At 64.5% G+C, this 17,178-nt stretch carries 18 protein-coding genes; 7 read left to right on the top strand and 11 right to left on the bottom strand.

Annotated features, from left to right (window positions below):
* Positions 1 to 19 precede the first annotated feature (19 nt).
* From J7359_RS03430 to J7359_RS03380, 11 genes are all read right to left on the bottom strand, one after another.
* Positions 20 to 799 (bottom strand): succinate dehydrogenase iron-sulfur subunit, encoded by a 780-nt coding sequence (locus J7359_RS03430; RefSeq protein ID WP_209055137.1) that lies wholly within the window; start codon positions 797 to 799, stop codon positions 20 to 22.
* Between the two features lie 86 nt (positions 800 to 885).
* The gene (locus tag J7359_RS03425; RefSeq protein WP_209055136.1) at positions 886 to 1,215 is read right to left on the bottom strand and encodes a hypothetical protein; all 330 of its coding nucleotides are present in this window, start codon (positions 1,213 to 1,215) and stop codon (positions 886 to 888) included.
* A 4-nt stretch (positions 1,216 to 1,219) separates the two neighbouring features.
* The gene (locus J7359_RS03420; protein WP_209055135.1) at positions 1,220 to 1,582 is read right to left on the bottom strand and encodes a hypothetical protein; all 363 of its coding nucleotides are present in this window, start codon (positions 1,580 to 1,582) and stop codon (positions 1,220 to 1,222) included.
* Positions 1,582 to 3,384, bottom strand: coding sequence for a succinate dehydrogenase flavoprotein subunit (sdhA, locus tag J7359_RS03415; protein WP_209055134.1), 1,803 nt, complete (start codon positions 3,382 to 3,384; stop codon positions 1,582 to 1,584). The genes J7359_RS03420 and sdhA overlap by 1 nt, the downstream gene beginning before the upstream one ends.
* Positions 3,385 to 3,391: 7 nt before the next feature.
* Positions 3,392 to 3,778 (bottom strand): succinate dehydrogenase, hydrophobic membrane anchor protein, encoded by a 387-nt coding sequence (locus J7359_RS03410; RefSeq protein WP_209055133.1) that lies wholly within the window; start codon positions 3,776 to 3,778, stop codon positions 3,392 to 3,394.
* Between the two features lie 15 nt (positions 3,779 to 3,793).
* Positions 3,794 to 4,186, bottom strand: coding sequence for a succinate dehydrogenase, cytochrome b556 subunit (gene sdhC / locus J7359_RS03405; protein WP_209055132.1), 393 nt, complete (start codon positions 4,184 to 4,186; stop codon positions 3,794 to 3,796).
* Positions 4,187 to 4,456: 270 nt separating this feature from the next.
* The gene (locus J7359_RS03400) at positions 4,457 to 5,047 is read right to left on the bottom strand and encodes a DNA topology modulation protein FlaR (RefSeq protein WP_209055131.1); all 591 of its coding nucleotides are present in this window, start codon (positions 5,045 to 5,047) and stop codon (positions 4,457 to 4,459) included.
* Between the two features lie 3 nt (positions 5,048 to 5,050).
* Positions 5,051 to 6,085: a MaoC family dehydratase gene (locus tag J7359_RS03395; RefSeq protein WP_209055130.1), complete on the bottom strand. Its 1,035-nt coding sequence runs from the start codon at positions 6,083 to 6,085 to the stop codon at positions 5,051 to 5,053.
* 8 nt (positions 6,086 to 6,093) lie between these two features.
* Positions 6,094 to 6,300 (bottom strand): DUF1737 domain-containing protein, encoded by a 207-nt coding sequence (locus tag J7359_RS03390; protein ID WP_209055129.1) that lies wholly within the window; start codon positions 6,298 to 6,300, stop codon positions 6,094 to 6,096.
* Position 6,301: 1 nt separating this feature from the next.
* Positions 6,302 to 6,847 carry an NnrU family protein gene (locus J7359_RS03385; protein ID WP_209055128.1) on the bottom strand — a complete coding sequence of 182 codons (546 nt, stop codon included), beginning with the start codon at positions 6,845 to 6,847 and terminating at the stop codon, positions 6,302 to 6,304.
* A 42-nt stretch (positions 6,848 to 6,889) separates the two neighbouring features.
* A complete protein-coding gene (locus tag J7359_RS03380) occupies positions 6,890 to 7,738 on the bottom strand; it encodes a CoA ester lyase (RefSeq protein WP_209055127.1) in 849 nt (282 codons plus the stop codon).
* A gap of 270 nt (positions 7,739 to 8,008) precedes the next feature.
* Here J7359_RS03380 and mdh point away from each other — a divergent pair, with 270 nt between their 5' ends.
* The 7 genes from mdh to odhB all read left to right on the top strand — a co-directional run bounded on the left by mdh (position 8,009) and on the right by odhB (position 16,856).
* A complete protein-coding gene (mdh, locus tag J7359_RS03375; protein ID WP_209055126.1) occupies positions 8,009 to 8,971 on the top strand; it encodes a malate dehydrogenase in 963 nt (320 codons plus the stop codon).
* 243 nt (positions 8,972 to 9,214) lie between these two features.
* Positions 9,215 to 10,408 carry an ADP-forming succinate--CoA ligase subunit beta gene (gene sucC, locus J7359_RS03370; protein WP_209055125.1) on the top strand — a complete coding sequence of 398 codons (1,194 nt, stop codon included), beginning with the start codon at positions 9,215 to 9,217 and terminating at the stop codon, positions 10,406 to 10,408.
* On the top strand, positions 10,405 to 10,950 hold the full coding sequence (locus tag J7359_RS03365) for a hypothetical protein (protein WP_209055124.1): 546 nt from the start codon (positions 10,405 to 10,407) through the stop codon (positions 10,948 to 10,950). The genes sucC and J7359_RS03365 overlap by 4 nt, the downstream gene beginning before the upstream one ends.
* A gap of 11 nt (positions 10,951 to 10,961) precedes the next feature.
* Entirely contained in the window at positions 10,962 to 11,846 is an 885-nt protein-coding gene (gene sucD, locus J7359_RS03360) for a succinate--CoA ligase subunit alpha (RefSeq protein WP_209055123.1), read from the top strand.
* A 66-nt stretch (positions 11,847 to 11,912) separates the two neighbouring features.
* On the top strand, positions 11,913 to 12,314 hold the full coding sequence (locus tag J7359_RS03355; protein WP_209055122.1) for a hypothetical protein: 402 nt from the start codon (positions 11,913 to 11,915) through the stop codon (positions 12,312 to 12,314).
* Positions 12,315 to 12,343: 29 nt separating this feature from the next.
* Positions 12,344 to 15,310 (top strand): 2-oxoglutarate dehydrogenase E1 component, encoded by a 2,967-nt coding sequence (locus tag J7359_RS03350; RefSeq protein ID WP_209055121.1) that lies wholly within the window; start codon positions 12,344 to 12,346, stop codon positions 15,308 to 15,310.
* A 4-nt stretch (positions 15,311 to 15,314) separates the two neighbouring features.
* A complete protein-coding gene (gene odhB, locus J7359_RS03345) occupies positions 15,315 to 16,856 on the top strand; it encodes a 2-oxoglutarate dehydrogenase complex dihydrolipoyllysine-residue succinyltransferase (RefSeq protein WP_209055120.1) in 1,542 nt (513 codons plus the stop codon).
* Positions 16,857 to 17,178 lie beyond the last annotated feature (322 nt).

Genomic DNA, 17,178 nt, shown 5'->3' with positions numbered 1-17,178 from the left:
GACCGTGGCGTTGACGCGATCAGACCTGCCGTTCGACCATCATGTGCTTGATCGACGCGATCGCCTTGGCAGGGTTCAGGCCCTTGGGGCAGGTATTGGTGCAGTTCATGATCGTGTGGCACCGATACAGCTTGAACGGGTCTTCCAGCTCGTCCAGCCGCTCGCCCGTGGCCTCGTCGCGCGAATCGATGATCCAGCGATAGGCCGTCAACAACGCGGCCGGACCCAGATAGCGGTCCCCGTTCCACCAATAGGACGGGCACGCCGTCGAGCACGAGGCGCAAAGGATGCACTCGTACAGCCCGTCCAGCTTCTTGCGGTCCTCGATGGACTGCTTCCATTCCTTGCCCGGCGTCGGCGACTTGGTCTGCAGATACGGGTTCACGCTGGCATGCTGGGCATAGAAATGCGTCAGATCGGGGATCAGGTCCTTGACGACCGGCATATGCGGCAGCGGATAGATCGCCACATCCCCCGCAATCTCGTCGATGCCGAAGATGCAGGCCAGCCGGTTGCCGCCGTCGATGACCATTGCGCAGGAACCGCAGATCCCCTCGCGGCAGGACCGCCGGAAGGACAGGGTCGGATCGATCTCGTTCTTGATCTTGATCAGCGCGTCCAGAACCATCGGTCCGCATTTGTCCAGATCCACGAAATAGGTATCCAGCCGGGGGTTCTCGCCGGTGTCGGGATCCCAGCGATAGATCTGGAATTTCTTCACATTGGTGGCGCCGTCCGGCTTGGGCCAGGTCTTGCCGACCCGGATCTGGCTGTTCTTGGGCAAGGTGAACTGGACCATTGGGTGCTCCTTTCAGGAAGTGCCTTCGGAGGGTGCGCAAAGCACGCCGCCGCGATGCACGGGCGCAGGACGGTCGACCGCGCGTGTCATCGCGATCCGCCCTGGCCCGTCTGGCTGTAATAAGGCTGCCGCGGCAACTGGCCGGAACGGCGCATCACGCAGCTTCGATAGACTTCGGCAGGATCACGGCCCATCAGATAGTCGCTGCTGATATCCAGCTCGACCCGGCCGAACCCGCCCGAGAATCCGTCGGAGCCCGCGCCGGCGCCCATCGTCACGCTGCCGCGCGGACGCTCGGCAAGACGCGCATTGCTTTGGCAGCTGGCCTCGGCCTGATCGACCGGGACCGGCCCGCAGGCCGACACGGAAGCAGCCAGCGACAACAGCGCCAGAATCGCAATGCGCGCCCGCCTCATCGCGTCACACGGACTGCGCGGCGTTGGCGATGCACTGGGTCGTCGAAGGCCGCGACACGATCGACGCAACGCTGTCGGCGGTGCCCATCGTGCCCGACCGGGCCATCTGTGCAATGTCGATCAACTCGGCCGTGGTGGCGTTGTTGATGACGCAATCGCTGTAAGGGGCGACGTTCACGCCGGGCAGACGCTTTTCCATCTCGGAATTGACGACGCTGCGCGCCAGCGACCGCGATGCGGCGTCCAGCGTGGTCGGCGCGGTCGTGGTCGGGGTGGAGGGGCCAGGCGCGGTCGTGGGCATCGGGGCGACACAGCCCGCCAGCGCCAGTGTACCCGCAGCAAGAACGGCAGTCAGATTGAAACGCATCAGTAAACCCTTTTCTTGGGAGCAATCTTCTTCAGGTCGATCCCGCCTTCTTGTTCCGTCGTCAGCGGGTCCATGTGGACAGGGCGGTAGTCCAGTTTAACCTTGTTCCCCTCGACCCACGCAAGCGAATGCTTGCGCCATGTGGCATCATCCCGCTCGGGGTAGTCCTCGTGGGCATGGGCGCCGCGGCTTTCCTTGCGTGCCTCGGCGCCGACGATGGTCGCCAGCGCGTTGGGCATCAGGTTCGCCAGTTCCAGCGTCTCCATCAGGTCGGTGTTCCAGATCAGCCCGCGATCGGTGACATGAATATCGTCCAGTTTCGCGGCGATCGCCTCCATCTTGCCGCAGCCGTCGGCCAGCGTCTTGTCAGTGCGGAAGACGGCGGCATCGGCCTGCATCGTCTTCTGCATTTCAAGCCGCAGTTCCGCCGTGGGCGTGCCCCCGTCGGCGTTGCGAACCCTGTCGAACCGGTCCAGCGCGCGATCCACCTCGGTCTGATTGGTGGACGGGATCGCGCCCTCGCGATCGACGACCTGACCGGCACGGATCGCGGCGGCGCGACCGAACACGACAAGATCGATCAGGCTGTTCGATCCCAGACGGTTCGCACCATGAACGCTGGCACAACCAGCCTCACCCACGGCCATCAGGCCCGGGAACACGGCGTCGGGGGTATCCTCGGTCGGGTTCAGCACCTCGCCCCAGTAATTCGTCGGGATGCCGCCCATGTTGTAATGGACCGTCGGCAGGATCGGGATCGGATCCTTGGTCACGTCGACCCCGGCAAAGATCTTGGCCGATTCGCTGATGCCGGGCAGACGTTCGTGCAGGGCCTCGGGCGGCAGGTGCATCAGGTTCAGATACATGTGGTCCTTGTGCTCGCCCACGCCACGGCCTTCGCGGATCTCGATGGTGATGCAGCGGCTGACGACATCGCGGCTGGCCAGATCCTTGTAGGTAGGGGCATAGCGTTCCATGAACCGCTCGCCCTCGCTGTTGGTCAGATAGCCGCCTTCGCCGCGCGCCCCCTCGGTGATCAGGCAGCCCGAGCCGTAGATGCCGGTCGGGTGGAACTGCACGAATTCCATGTCCTGAAGCGGCAGTCCCGCACGGGCCACCATCCCGCCACCGTCGCCGGTGCAGGTATGGGCACTGGTCGCGCTGAAATAGGCGCGGCCATAACCGCCGGTCGCCAGCACCACCATCTTGGCGTTGAAGACATGCATCGTGCCGTCGTCCAGCTTCCAGCAGACGACGCCGGTGCAGCGGCCATCGGTGATGATCAGGTCCAGTGCGAAATACTCGATGAAGAATTCCGCATTATGCTTGAGGCTTTGACCGTAAAGCGTGTGCAGGATGGCGTGGCCGGTGCGGTCGGCCGCGGCGCAGGTGCGCTGGACCGGGGGGCCTTCACCGAATTCGGTCGTGTGTCCGCCGAACGGGCGCTGATAGATCTTGCCCTCTTCGGTGCGCGAAAACGGCACACCGTAATGTTCCAGCTCGTAGACCGCCTTGGGCGCCTCGCGCGCCAGGTATTCCATCGCGTCGGTGTCGCCCAGCCAGTCCGACCCCTTGACGGTGTCGTACATGTGCCACTGCCAGTTGTCGGGTCCCATGTTCGACAGCGATGCGGCGATGCCGCCCTGCGCGGCCACGGTATGCGACCGGGTCGGGAACACCTTGGTCACGCAGGCCGTGCGCAGCCCCTGTTCGGCCATTCCCAGCGTGGCGCGCAGACCCGCGCCGCCCGCGCCCACCACGACCACGTCGTAATCATGCGTCTGAATTTCATATGCAGCCATGTCGTCCTCAGATCGCGATGGTGATGAAGGCCATCTTCGCCAGCGCGAAGACCGCGGCGGCGATGACCGCCCAACTGAAGATCACCGAAACGATGATCGCGCCCTTGCGGGCGGTGCCCTGGAAATAGTCGTCGATCATGATCCGGGTGCCCTTGATGAAATGGATCATGCCCACAATCACGAACAGCGCCGTCACGATGCCCGGATAGGGCCGGCCGAAATAACCGATCAGCGCCTCGCGCGGCAGGCCGATGGCGCTGCCGACGACCAGCAGGAAGGCGGGGGTCAGCAGGATCAGCGCGCAGGCACTGACCGTCATCGCCCAGTGATGGCCCGTGCCGCTATGGGCGGAACCCAGACCGGCGGCGGCTTTTCTTGGGGTGATATAGCGCATCTTCGAACCCTCGCCTCAGCCGATGAAGAACAGGATCAGGGACAGCAGCGTCAGCACGCCCGATCCGATGATGATCGCCCAGGACGACTTGCGGGCCTCGTCGATTTCCAGCCCGATCCCGGCGTCGTAGAACAGATGCCGGATCCCGGCCAGCGTGTGATACCACAGCGCCCACGCCGATCCGGTCAGGATCAGAAAGCCAAGCCAGGACCGCACGACCCAGTCCGCCATCGCGAAGGCCTCGGGCCCGCTGACGGCGCTGACCAGCCACCACACGATCAGCAGGATTCCCGCGACCAGCGCGTGCCCGGTGATGCGTGTCAGGATCGAGGTAACTGCCGCGACCGGCAGGCGATAGACCTGAAGATGGGGGGAAAGCGGCCGGTTTCCCCGATTCACGTCAGCCATGAAGCGGCCCTCCTTTGTCGGTTCTCACACGTCCCGTCGCAGGCTTTGGGCTGGCCTCGCGGGCTGGCGATTGGCGCATCATCTGTCGGCTTTTGTGCCATCTGTCACCCGCAGATACCAGTGCCTTGCAAGAAAAGTCGTGGATTCGCAGATTTGTGATCACGCGTGCCGCAGGCGTGATCACAACACCCGCGAAACGAAGGATGCGATCGTTCCGGCCACACGACAGCACGGCGGCAGCGCCTGCATCGCGCCTGAAACCTGCGGGAATCACGGCTTGCCTCGGTCGTCGCGCGGATCACCGGACAGGATCAGCCCCGGCCCCGGCATCGCGGGTCGGGTGGTCGCAAGAAAGCCGCGCAACTCGGCCGCACCGCGCAGATGTACGACCTGCAGATGTGCGGGCGCGGCGTCCAGCACGCGCAGCACGGCCTGCCGTCCGGTCTCGCGCGTGCGCCAGATGAAGTGCAGGAAATCGACCGTCTGTCTGCCGAGCGCCTCGGGGCATCCTGCGGCCATGTCCGGGCGCACCTTGCCGTGATGGAGGATCGCGCGCCACAGGACGCGCCGGATCCTCAGCCCGACCGGCAGATCCAGCCAGACCAGCAACTGCGCCCGCGCGGCGCGTTCGCGATAGGTCCGCGAATGCCCGCCCTCGAAGATCCACGCGTCGCGGGCGTGAACCTCTCGGGTCAGCATGTCCTTTTCCAGCCTGTCACGTTCCACCCATCCGGGCAACCAGTGGATGTGATCCATGTGCCAGACCGGCAGGTCGCTGACCGCCCCCAGACGCCGCGACATCCAGGACTTGCCCGATCCCGGCCCTCCGACGATCATGATTCGCTGGATCGCCCGTGCCACGGCCTAGACCGGCATCAGAGCCCAGTAGTCCAGGTCCAGCAGGACGTCGGGCGCATATCTGTCGTCCTGCCCCCGCAGCGGGAACGCCGCGCTGTCGCCGGTGGTCGCGACCAACCGCAACCGGATCGCGCCGACACCGGGCGCGGGCGTCGCGGACTTGTCCAGCACCTCGGACCAGGCGCGCACCGTGTCACCCGCAAAGCAGGGATTGGCATGCGCACCGCCATTCAGCGCCACGATCATCTGCGCGTTGGCCAGCCCGTTGAAGGACAGCGCGCGCGCCATGCTGATCACGTGGCCGCCATAGATCAGCCGCATGCCGTCTTCGCGATTGGTGGCATCGAAATGCACCTTGGCGGTGTTCTGCCACAGCCGCGTGGCCAGCATATGTTCGGCCTCTTCGACGGTGACGCCATCGACATGATCGATCTTCTCGCCGATCTCGTAATCGCCCCAGCGATGCGGCTCGCCGGCAAGATCGAAATCATAGCCGGTGAAATCCAGCCCCTCGGGAATGACCAGATCGGCCGGATCGACGACCTGCGCCAGGTCGGGCACCACCGTCTCGGGGGCTACCGCTTCGGGGTCGCGCTTGCGCACCATCACCCAGCGAACATAGTCCAGCACCGGTTCGTCCATCTGGTTCAGGCCGCGCGTGCGCACCCAGACCACGCCGGACTTGCCGTTGCTGTTCTGCTTCAGTCCGATCACCTCGGATTCCGACCGCAGCGTATCGCCGGGCCAGACCGGCCGTAGCCACCGCCCCTCGGCATAGCCGAGATTGGCGATCGCATTCAGGCTGACATCCGGCACGGTCTTTCCGAAGACGATGTGAAAGGCGATCAGATCGTCCAGCGGGCTGCTTTCCAGCCCGGACGAGGCCGCGAATTCATCGCTGGAATACAGCGCGTGGCGCGCCGGATACAGCGCGTGATACAGCGCGCGTTCGCCCTCGGCCACGGTGCGCGGCACCGCGTGGCGGATGATCTGGCCGATCGTGTAATCCTCGAAGAAGCGGCCCGGATTGGTCTTCGTCATTGCGGCCCTTATTGCTGTCCCAGTTTCATGTCGGGGTGATATTCGGCATGGATGTCCTTGGTAATGGCCTGCCCCATCCGCATGACGCCCTTGACCGGGTCGAAAGCCATCGACGGGCTGCCATGCAGCTGCCAGCCGCGCGACAGCGCCTCGGTCACCCGGTGACAGAACTGCGCGGTGTCATCTTCGGTGATGCAGCGATAGATCGTGGTCATCTCAGCCTCCGAACGGCCAGTAGCCCAGCCAGCCATGGATCATGCCGACGACCAGCATGACGATGACGGCCCCGGCGGCGGCCATGGCTTCCTTCTTGGCGGGGAACGGTCCCGCAGGCGGCGTCCAGGGCGTGCGGTTGATCAGCAGGATCTGGACCTGCGCCCAGACCAGAAGGCCGCCGAACAGGATCAGGCTGGGCAGATCGCCGTTGACCAGCAGATGCGCGAACGCCCACAGCGAGAACCCGATCAGTTGCGGGTGGCGGGTCATTGCGGTGACGCGGGTCTTCATGCCGCTGGCCGCGAACAGATAGAACGCGATCAGCACAAGCAGGTTGTTGATGCCGACCGTCGCGGCCGAGCGTCCCCACCAGACCGGCCCGTCGGCGATCTTGTAGCCCCAGATCATCAGCAGCACCGACAGGATCAGGGCGCCGGTGACCAGCCCCTTGCCCTTTTCTCCGAATTCGGCCCGGCTTGCGGGCGCGACACGTTTCCACAGATGCGCGGCCCACCACAGGGCGACGCCTAGGATCAGGATCAGCATCTGGCTTCCTTTCGCTGGACGTGAATCGTGCTCACCCTGCCCTTATCCGGCCATGGCCGCAATCGCCTGCGCGCGGTCCAGCGTTGTGCGGGCCGTCTCGACATGCAGGTTCTCGACGATCCTGCCATCTACTACGGCGACCCCCCTGCCCTCGGCCGAGGCCTGCTCGAACGCGTCGATCTGCCGTCGCGCCAGATCGACCTCGGCCTCGGTCGGCGCGAAGCATTCATTGGCAATGGCCAACTGCGCGGGATGGATCAGCGTCTTGCCGTCAAAGCCCATGTCGCGGCCCTGTTCGCATTCGGCCCGCAACCCGTCCTCGTCGCGAAACGCATTGAACACTCCGTCCACGATCAGCTTGCCATGGGCTTTCGCCGCCAGCAGGCAGAGACCCAGCCCCGCCTGCATCGGCAGACGATCCGCGCGAAAGCGGCTGTTCAGCTCCTTGGCCAGATCATTGGTGCCCATCACCATGCCGGCCAGACGCGGATGGGCCGCGATCCCTGCGGCATTCAGCATCCCCAACGGGGTTTCCATCATTGCCCACAGCGGGGTGTCGGGAATCAACGCAGCGACCTTGTCCAGATCGGCGGCGGAATCGACCTTGGGTATCAGCACAGCATCGGCACAATCGCCCAGCCCTGCACAGAACCTTGCGTCGTCTTCGCCCCATGCGCTGTCCAGCGCGTTGATCCGGACGATCCGTGCCCGCGGGCCATAATCCGCGTTCAAAGCCACCTTAAGCGCATCGCGCGCCGCCGATTTCTCGCCGGGTGAAACGGCGTCTTCCAGATCGAAGATGATCGCGTCGGCGGGCAGACCCTGCGCCTTTTCCATGGCGCGGGCATTGGCGGCGGGAATATACAGGACGGACCGGTACGGGCGGGCCATGGACACCTCCGAGAAATTTTCTTGCGCGAAACTGCCGCGCCGCGTCAGAAATGGCAAGGGGAATTTCGCCGCAGTGCGGCATCGACACACGCGCAGCCCTGACCGCGCGCCCGAATCCACCCAACAATACGGCTCTGGCCGCACACAGATGGGCCCCGCGCCGCCGCTGTTAGGGCCATCAGCGCCGCGGTGCAGCGCGGGAGGCTTGCGATTCGTTGCGCAAAGTTCTAACCACCGCGCAACAATCATCCTTGAAATCGGAGGTTATCCATGGCCCGACCCAAAATCGCACTGATCGGTGCGGGGCAGATCGGCGGAACGCTGGCACATCTGGCCGCGATGAAGGAACTGGGCGACGTGATCCTGTTCGACATCGCCGAAGGCACGCCGCAGGGCAAGGCGCTTGACATCGCGGAATCGGGCCCCGCCGAGGGGTTTGACGCGGCGCTGAAGGGCACCAACGACTATGCCGACATCGCGGGCGCCGATGTCTGCATCGTCACCGCAGGCGTGCCCCGCAAGCCGGGCATGAGCCGCGACGACCTTCTGGGGATCAACCTCAAGGTCATGAAATCGGTCGGCGAAGGCATCGCCAAGCACGCCCCCGACGCATTCGTCATCTGCATCACCAACCCGCTGGACGCGATGGTCTGGGCGCTGCAGAAATTCTCGGGCCTGCCCGCCAACAAGGTCTGCGGCATGGCCGGCGTGCTGGACTCGGCCCGCTTCCGCCACTTCCTGTCACTGGAATTCGGCGTGTCCATGAAGGACGTGTCGGCCTTCGTGCTGGGCGGCCACGGCGACACCATGGTGCCGCTGACCCGTTATTCGACGGTGGCGGGCATCCCGCTGCCCGACCTGGTCAAGATGGGCTGGACCACGCAGGACAAGCTGGACGCCATCGTGCAGCGCACCCGCGACGGCGGCGCCGAGATCGTCGGCCTGCTGAAGACCGGCAGCGCCTTCTATGCCCCCGCCACCAGCGCGATCGAGATGGCCGAAGCCTATCTGAAGGACCAGAAACGCGTGCTGCCCTGCGCGGCGCATGTGGACGGCGCTTACGGGCTGAAGGGGATCTATGTCGGCGTGCCGACCGTGATCGGCGCCAGCGGCATCGAGAAGGTCATCGACATCAAGCTGGACAAGGACGAACAGGCGATGCTGGACAAGTCCATCGACGCCGTCAAAGGCCTGATCGAAGCCTGCAAGGGCATCGACAGCAGCCTGGCCTGATACAAAGCGGCTGATTGCACTGACAGCGGCGCGCCCTATGGCGCGCCGTTTTTTTTGCTTTGCACGCCTGCGAATCAGATCAGACCCGCCCGATCCCACGCTTTGTGATCACGGCATTTCCGCCTGTGATCACAATATGCGGGTTCCTGCCGGTTTTGACATTTTTACCGGGAAATCGTTTCGCCGCCATGCCAGTTTGTGCCAATACACCCGCAAATCTGCAGAACCGATAAGGGGGTCGCGATGAACATCCACGAATATCAGGCCAAGGCGCTGCTGCGTCAGTATGGCGCGCCGGTCAGCGATGGCCGCGTGGTGATGAAGGCCGACGAGGCGAAATCGGCAGCCGGCGAAATGGACGGCCCGCTTTGGGTCGTGAAGGCCCAGATCCATGCGGGCGGCCGCGGCAAGGGCAGCTTCAAGGAAGCCGCCGCCGGTGAAAAAGGCGGCGTCCGGCTGGCCAAATCGGTGGCCGAGGCCGAGGAACTGACCCGGCAGATGCTGGGCCGCACCCTTGTCACCCACCAGACCGGCCCGGCCGGCAAGCAGGTCAACCGCATCTATATCGAGGACGGCAGCGACATCGAACGCGAGCTGTATCTGGCCCTGCTGGTCGATCGCCAGACCAGCCGCGTCAGCTTCGTCGCCTCGACCGAAGGCGGCATGGATATCGAGGAAGTCGCGGCCTCGACCCCGGAAAAGATCGTCAGCTTCAGCGTTGATCCCGCCTCGGGCCTGTCGGATTTCCACGGCCGCCGCGTGGCCTTCGCGCTGGGACTTGCGGGCCAGCAGGTCAAGCAGTGCGTGGCACTGATCCGGAACCTGTATCGCATGTTCATCGAGAAGGACATGGAGATGCTGGAGATCAACCCGCTGATCGTGACCACCGACGGCAACCTGAAATGCCTCGATGCGAAGATGGGCTTCGACAACAACGCGCTGTACCGCCATTCCGACATCATGGCGCTGCGCGACGAGACCGAAGAAGACAGCAAGGAACTGGCGGCGTCCAAGTTCGACCTGAACTATATCGCGCTGGACGGCGAGATCGGCTGCATGGTCAACGGCGCGGGCCTGGCGATGGCCACGATGGACATCATCAAGCTGTATGGCGCCGAACCCGCCAACTTCCTTGACGTGGGCGGCGGCGCGACCAAGGAAAAGGTCACCGAAGCCTTCAAGATCATCACCAGCGACCAGAACGTCAAAGGCATCCTGGTCAACATCTTCGGCGGCATCATGCGCTGCGACATCATCGCCGAAGGCATCGTTGCCGCCGTGAAGGATGTCGGATTGCAGGTTCCGCTGGTCGTGCGCCTGGAAGGCACGAATGTCGAAAAGGGCAAGCAGATCATCAGCGAAAGCGGCCTGAACGTGACCTCGGCCGACGACCTGTCGGACGCGGCCGAGAAGATCGTGAAGGCGGTTAAGGGATGAGACGTAAAGGTCTCATCACCGCCGCTCTGTGCGCGTTGGCGCTGAGCGGCTGTGCGGATACTGCGACAACCGGTCAATCAGCGGGCCCGACTGCTCAAACCCCGTCCGTGGGTGCGTCGCCCGAACTGATCGCCCAGGCCGCCGAGGTAGCTCAACTTTGTCAGGCGACCATGCCAGACAGTCAGGCGTTCCAGACGCAGTTGAGGGCCAAGGGCTATCGGTTCGAAGGTATCGCATCGGGTTATCGCATTCTCAGCCTCGACCGGCGCAAGCTGGTTGCGGCGGCCTCGACCGGCGCCGCCCGTCATACGGCGTGCGGCGTTACTGTGGGGGAAATGACGACCGAACAAGCGATCGCGTTGGCGCAGCCTTGGATCAAGGCTACGGGCGCGGAGCAGATACCCCTCGAAAACACACGCATGCGGTCGGGTGCCGCTTTTGACGGCGTTTTCAAGGGCACGCCCGTGCGCATCGCGATCATACCAAACACTGACCTTGCGGGTCTGCGCGGCACCATGCTGGTCGCCGGCGAAATCGAATAAGGTAGGGAATTATGGCAATCCTCGTAGATAAAAGCACCAAAGTCATCTGCCAGGGGATCACCGGATCTCAGGGCACCTTCCACACCGAACAGGCGATCGCCTACGGCACGCAGATGGTTGGCGGCGTCACGCCCGGCAAGGGAGGCACCGAACATCTGGACATGCCGGTGTTCAACAGCGTCCACGAGGCCGTCGCCAAGACCGGCGCGACCGCCAGCGCGATCTATGTCCCGCCGCCGTTCGCGGCGGATTCGATCCTGGAAGCCATCGACGCCGAAATCCCCCTGATCGTTGCGATCACCGAGGGTATTCCGGTTCTGGACATGATGCGCGTCAAGCGCGCGCTGGAAGGCAGCGCCAGCCGCCTGATCGGGCCGAACTGCCCCGGCATCATGACCCCCGACGAATGCAAGATCGGCATCATGCCGGGCAGCATCTTCCAGCGCGGCAGCGTCGGCGTCGTCTCGCGCTCGGGCACGCTGACCTACGAGGCGGTCAAGCAGACCACCGACGTGGGGCTGGGCCAGTCCAGCGCCGTCGGCATCGGCGGCGACCCGATCAAGGGGATGGAACATATCGACGTGCTGCGGATGTTCCTCGATGACGACGAAACCGAATCGATCATCATGATCGGCGAGATCGGCGGTTCGGCCGAAGAGGAAGCCGCCGAATTCCTGGCCGAGCAGAAGAAGAAGGGCAAATGGAAGCCCACCGCCGGCTTCATCGCGGGCCGCACCGCGCCTCCGGGCCGCCGCATGGGCCATGCCGGCGCGATCGTGTCGGGCGGCAAGGGCGACGCGGAATCGAAGATCGAGGCCATGAAGAAGGCCGGGATCGTCGTCGCCGACAGCCCCGCCGGTCTCGGCGAAGCCGTGCTGAAGGCTATCAAGGGCTGATGATTTGACACCCCGCGCGCCCCACCTAAGTATGGGGCGCGGGACACCCACCGCGCGAGGCAGGAATTGAGCCAGCAGGAACCAGAGCCCGACCCGGCCCGCAGCGCGGCGACGCGCACGGCGGTCGGCTGCGGCAGAGCCGCCCCACTGTCACTGGCCGCGCTTCTGACCCTGGGCGCCTGCGGCGACCGCATGACCGACCTGATCCTGCCCGGCGGCATCCCCGCCCGGACCGACCTGCATCAGGCCAGCACCCTGCCCCCCGACTCGGTGCGCACCGTCGCCCGTCGCGATTACGGCTGGCGGCTGATCTATCACCCCGCCCGTGCGCCCGTGAATGCCGACAGGCGCGCCGCAAGCGCGCTGTGCGGGCTGGAACGCCGCGCCGTCGCCGGCATCGACCGAATCCCGCGCCTCGATCCCTATTCGGATCCCGGCGCGGCCATCATCGACATTACCTGTGCCTGATTTCCTGACCCTGAACCGGGGATGAGCCCATGACCGACCAACCCAAGAACTCTGACTTCCACGATTCGTCATTCCTTCAGGGCCACAACGCGGCCTGGGTGGAACAGCTTTACGGCCAGTGGGCCAAGGATCCCGCCGCCGTCGATCAGGCGTGGGACGAATTCTTCCGTGGCCTGGGCGACCCCGAGGCCGATGCCGTGCGCGAGGCCGAAGGCGCCAGCTGGAAACGGTCCGACTGGCCGCCCGCGCCAAGCGACGACAACCTTGCCGCGCTGACCGGCGAATGGCCGCAAAGCGACAAGGCCGACGCCGACGCAGCGATCCGCAAGATCGCCCGGAAGGCGGCAGACAAGGGCGTCGAGATGACCACCCAGCAGATGCGTCAGGCGGTGCTGGACAGCATCCGCGCGCTGATGCTGATCCGGGCCTTCCGGATCAGGGGCCACCTGCACGCCAAGCTGGACCCGCTGGGGCTGCGCGACGTGCCCGACCATGGCGAACTGAACCCCTCGACCTACGGGTTCGGGCCGGATGATCTGGACCGGCCGATCTTCATCGACAATGTGCTGGGCCTCGAGATCGCCACGATACGGCAGATCACCGACCTGATGAGCCGCACCTATTGCGGCACCTTCGCGCTGCAATACATGCATATCTCGAACCCCGAGGAAGCCGCCTGGCTGAAGGAACGGATCGAGGGGTACGGCAAGGAAATCGCCTTCACCCAGAACGGCCGCCGCGCCATTCTGAACAAGCTGGTCGAGGCCGAGGGATTCGAAAAATTCCTGCATGTGAAATACATGGGCACCAAGCGGTTCGGCCTTGATGGCGGCGAGGCGCTGATCCCCGCGATGGAACAGATCATCAAGCGCGGCGGCGCCCTGGGCGTAAAGGACATCGTCGTCGGCATGCCGCATCGCGGCCGCCTGTCGGTTCTGGCCAATGTTCTGTCCAAGCCCTATCGGGCGATCTTCCACGAATTCCAGGGCGGCAGCTTCAAGCCCGAGGACGTGGACGGGTCGGGTGACGTGAAATACCATCTCGGCGCCAGCTCGGACCGCGAATTCGACGGCAACAATGTCCACCTGTCGCTGACCGCGAACCCCAGCCACTTGGAAGCAGTGAACCCCGTCGTTCTGGGCAAGGCACGCGCCAAGCAGGACCAGCTGGACGACCAGTCCGAGCGCACCGCGGTGCTGCCGATCCTTCTGCATGGCGATGCGGCCTTCGCGGGTCAGGGCGTCGTCGCGGAATGCCTGCAATTGTCTGGCATTCGCGGCCACCGCACCGGCGGCACGATCCATATCGTCGTGAACAACCAGATCGGCTTCACCACCGCGCCGCATTTCAGCCGGACCTCGCCCTATCCGACCGACATCGCGCTGATGGTCGAAGCGCCGATCTTCCACGTCAACGGCGACGACCCCGAGGCGGTCGTCCACGCCGCCCGCGTGGCCACCGAATTCCGCCAGAAGTTCCACAAGGACGTGGTGCTGGACATCTTCTGTTATCGCCGCTTCGGCCATAACGAGGGCGACGAGCCGATGTTCACGAACCCGGCCATGTACACCAAGATCAAGGGTCACAAGACGACCCTGCAGCTTTATACCGACCGGCTGGTCGCCGACGGGCTGATCCCCGAGGGCGAAATCGAGGACATGAAGGCCGCCTTCCAGGCCCACCTCAACGAAGAATTCGAGATTGGCAAGAACTACAAGCCGAACAAGGCCGACTGGCTGGACGGCAAATGGTCGGGCATCGAACGCGAGGGCGCCGAATATATCCGCGGCGACACCGGCATCCCGGAATCCGACATGACACAGATCGGCCGCGCGCTGACGACCGTCCCCGAAGGAGTCGGGCTGCACAAGACGGTCGGCCGCCTGCTTGAAGCCAAGCGAAAGATGTTCGAGACCGGCGAGGGCTTCGACTGGGCGACCAGCGAGGCACTGGCCTTCGGATCGCTGCTGCTTGAAGGTCACCGGGTCCGGCTGGCCGGTCAGGACAGCACCCGCGGCACCTTCAGCCAGCGCCATTCGGCGATCATCGACCAGAAGACCGAGGATCGTTACTATCCGCTGAACAACATCGCCGAGGGCCAGGGCCGCTACGAGGTGATCGACAGCATGCTGTCGGAATACGCGGTGCTGGGTTTCGAGTATGGCTATTCGCTGGCCGAGCCGAACACCCTGACCCTGTGGGAAGCGCAGTTCGGCGACTTCGCCAACGGCGCGCAGATCATGTTCGACCAGTTCATCTCGTCGGGCGAAAAGAAATGGCTGCGCATGTCCGGCCTGGTGATGCTGCTGCCCCACGGTTTCGAAGGCCAGGGCCCCGAGCACAGCTCTGCCCGTCTGGAACGCTTCCTGCAGCAATGCGCCGAGGATAACTGGATCGTCGCCAACTGCACGACGCCCGCGAACTATTTCCACATCCTGCGCCGGCAGTTGCATCGCGGCTTCCGCAAGCCGCTGGTGCTGATGACACCCAAATCCCTGCTGCGTCACCCCTTGGCGATCAGCAAGGCCGAGGAATTCCAGACCGGATCTACCTTCCACCGGATCCTGTGGGACGATGCGCAGCGCGGATTGTCGGACACCAAGCTGGACAACGACGACAAGATCAAGCGCGTCGTGATCTGTTCGGGCAAGGTCTATTACGACCTGCTGAAGGCGCGTGACGAAGCCGGCATCACCGATGTCTATCTGCTGCGTCTGGAACAGTTCTATCCCTTCCCCGCCCAGGCGATGGTGAAGGAACTGGGTCGCTTCAAGCAGGCCGAGGTGATCTGGTGCCAGGAAGAGCCCAAGAACCAGGGCGGCTGGACCTTCGTCGATCCGTATCTGGAATGGGTGCTGGAACGGCTTGGATCCAAACATTCCCGCGCACGTTATGTGGGCCGCAACGCCGCCGCATCGCCCGCCACCGGACTGGCCTCGCGCCACAAGGCCGAACAGGAAGCGCTGGTGAACGAAGCGCTCGATATCGAAGGATGATCCGATGACCACCGAAGTCCGCGTGCCTACACTGGGCGAATCCGTCACCGAGGCGACCGTCGCGACCTGGTTCAAGAAACCGGGCGATTCCGTCGAGGTCGATGAAATGCTGTGCGAGCTGGAAACCGACAAGGTCACGGTCGAGGTGCCCAGCCCCGCCGCAGGCGTCCTGGCCGAGATCGTCGCCGCCGAGGGCGAGACGGTCGCGCCGGACGCGCTGCTGGCCCAGATCGACGAAGCCGGCGCCGCCTCTGGCGACGCCCCGAAGAAGACCGAAAAACCGCAGGCCGACAACAAGGCCACAGAAAGCCCGGAGGGACAGAAGGACATGAGCGGCAATTCCGTTGACGTGATGGTGCCGGCGCTTGGCGAAAGCGTCACCGAGGCCACCGTCGCGACCTGGTTCAAGAAGGTCGGCGATCAGGTCGAGGCCGACGAGATGCTGTGCGAACTGGAAACCGACAAGGTGTCGGTCGAAGTTCCCGCTCCGGCCGCCGGCGTGCTGGCCGAGATCGTGGCCGAGGAAGGCGCGACCGTTGACGCCAAGGCGAAACTGGCCGTCATCAGCGAAGGTGCGTCGGCAGGCAAGCCCGCCCCTGCCACGCCCGACGAGAAGGCCACCGACGCCGGCCCCGAAGAGATGACTCCACGCTCCGAAGCCGACGCCAAGGATTTCGAGGATGCGCCCTCGGCCAAGAAGGCGATGGCCGAGAAAGGCGTCAGCCGCGATCAGGTCGAAGGATCGGGCCGCGATGGCCGCGTGATGAAGGAAGACGTGGCCAAGGCCTCGTCGGCACCGAAATCCGCGCCGGCCGCCCCTCGCGCCCCGTCCAAGCCCGAGGATGCGGCGCGCGAGGAACGCGTCAAGATGACCCGTCTGCGCCAGACCATCGCACGGCGCCTGAAGGACGCGCAGAACACCGCCGCGATGCTGACCACCTATAACGAGGCCGACATGTCCGGCGTCATGGGTCTGCGCAACGAATACAAGGACGCGTTCGAAAAGAAGCACAAGGTCAAGCTGGGCTTCATGTCGTTCTTCGTGAAGGCCTGCTGCCACGCGCTGAAAGAAGTGCCCGAGGTCAACGCCGAGATCGACGGCACCGATGTGGTCTACAAGAACTACGTCAACATGGGCGTCGCCGTCGGCACGCCCTCGGGGCTGGTGGTGCCGGTCGTCAAGGATGCCGACCAGAAAAGCTTCGCCGAGATCGAGAAAGAGATCGGTGAACTGGGCGCCAAGGGCCGCGACGGCAAGCTGTCGATGGCCGAGATGCAGGGCGGCACCTTCACCATCTCGAATGGTGGTGTCTATGGTTCGCTGATGTCCTCGCCGATCCTGAACCCGCCGCAGTCCGGCATTCTGGGCATGCACAAGATCCAGGAACGTCCGATGGTCGTCGGCGGCGAGATCGTGATCCGTCCGATGATGTATCTGGCCCTCAGCTACGATCACCGCGTCGTGGACGGCAAGGGCGCCGTGACCTTCCTCGTGCGCGTCAAGGAGGCGCTGGAAGATCCGCGCCGCCTGCTGATGGATCTGTGATCCCGGCGCCGCGCGCCGTGCCTGCAAGGGACGTGGCGCGCGGCAATCGCATCACACCGGTCCTGTCCCGCACTGTCCCGAGGTCGATCATGGGTTTTCGCACAGATACTGCCCGCAGCGCGACGGTTTGTGCGGATGCGCACGAAGCGGCAGCGCAACGCGCGCAAGCTGTGTACGCGCTGTGCACCCGCGGTGTACGCGCGGTGCATCCCCTGTGCGACGAAAATTCCAGCAATCGCAGGCGCTCTGACCCACGCCAGGGAACAGGCGCCCTGCGCGCAACGCACGCTGCCGTTGCGCAACAGGCGACGCTTCGGGGTCG

This window comes from Paracoccus sp. R12_2 (assembly GCF_017744015.1).
Classification (GTDB): Bacteria; Pseudomonadota; Alphaproteobacteria; order Rhodobacterales; family Rhodobacteraceae; genus Paracoccus.
Note: the sequence above shows the minus strand (reverse complement) of the source record. Positions and strands in the feature narration are given on the sequence as shown.

Bases quoted from the DNA above. Each gene is read 5' to 3' on its own strand.
- J7359_RS03410 (WP_209055133.1), bottom strand. From the start codon at position 3,778: ATGCGCTATATCACCCCAAGAAAAGCCGCCGCCGGTCTGGGTTCCGCC.
- J7359_RS03395 (WP_209055130.1), bottom strand. From the start codon at position 6,085: ATGACGAAGACCAATCCGGGCCGCTTCTTCGAGGATTACACGATCGGC.
- J7359_RS03365 (WP_209055124.1), top strand. From the start codon at position 10,405: ATGAGACGTAAAGGTCTCATCACCGCCGCTCTGTGCGCGTTGGCGCTG.
- odhB (WP_209055120.1), top strand. From the start codon at position 15,315: ATGACCACCGAAGTCCGCGTGCCTACACTGGGCGAATCCGTCACCGAG.
- sucD (WP_209055123.1), top strand. From the start codon at position 10,962: ATGGCAATCCTCGTAGATAAAAGCACCAAAGTCATCTGCCAGGGGATC.
- mdh (WP_209055126.1), top strand. From the start codon at position 8,009: ATGGCCCGACCCAAAATCGCACTGATCGGTGCGGGGCAGATCGGCGGA.
- J7359_RS03390 (WP_209055129.1), bottom strand. From the start codon at position 6,300: ATGACCACGATCTATCGCTGCATCACCGAAGATGACACCGCGCAGTTC.
- sucC (WP_209055125.1), top strand. From the start codon at position 9,215: ATGAACATCCACGAATATCAGGCCAAGGCGCTGCTGCGTCAGTATGGC.
- J7359_RS03430 (WP_209055137.1), bottom strand. From the start codon at position 799: ATGGTCCAGTTCACCTTGCCCAAGAACAGCCAGATCCGGGTCGGCAAG.
- sdhC (WP_209055132.1), bottom strand. From the start codon at position 4,186: ATGGCTGACGTGAATCGGGGAAACCGGCCGCTTTCCCCCCATCTTCAG.
- sdhA (WP_209055134.1), bottom strand. From the start codon at position 3,384: ATGGCTGCATATGAAATTCAGACGCATGATTACGACGTGGTCGTGGTG.
- J7359_RS03350 (WP_209055121.1), top strand. From the start codon at position 12,344: ATGACCGACCAACCCAAGAACTCTGACTTCCACGATTCGTCATTCCTT.
- J7359_RS03420 (WP_209055135.1), bottom strand. From the start codon at position 1,582: ATGCGTTTCAATCTGACTGCCGTTCTTGCTGCGGGTACACTGGCGCTG.
- J7359_RS03385 (WP_209055128.1), bottom strand. From the start codon at position 6,847: ATGCTGATCCTGATCCTAGGCGTCGCCCTGTGGTGGGCCGCGCATCTG.
- J7359_RS03380 (WP_209055127.1), bottom strand. From the start codon at position 7,738: ATGGCCCGCCCGTACCGGTCCGTCCTGTATATTCCCGCCGCCAATGCC.
- J7359_RS03425 (WP_209055136.1), bottom strand. From the start codon at position 1,215: ATGAGGCGGGCGCGCATTGCGATTCTGGCGCTGTTGTCGCTGGCTGCT.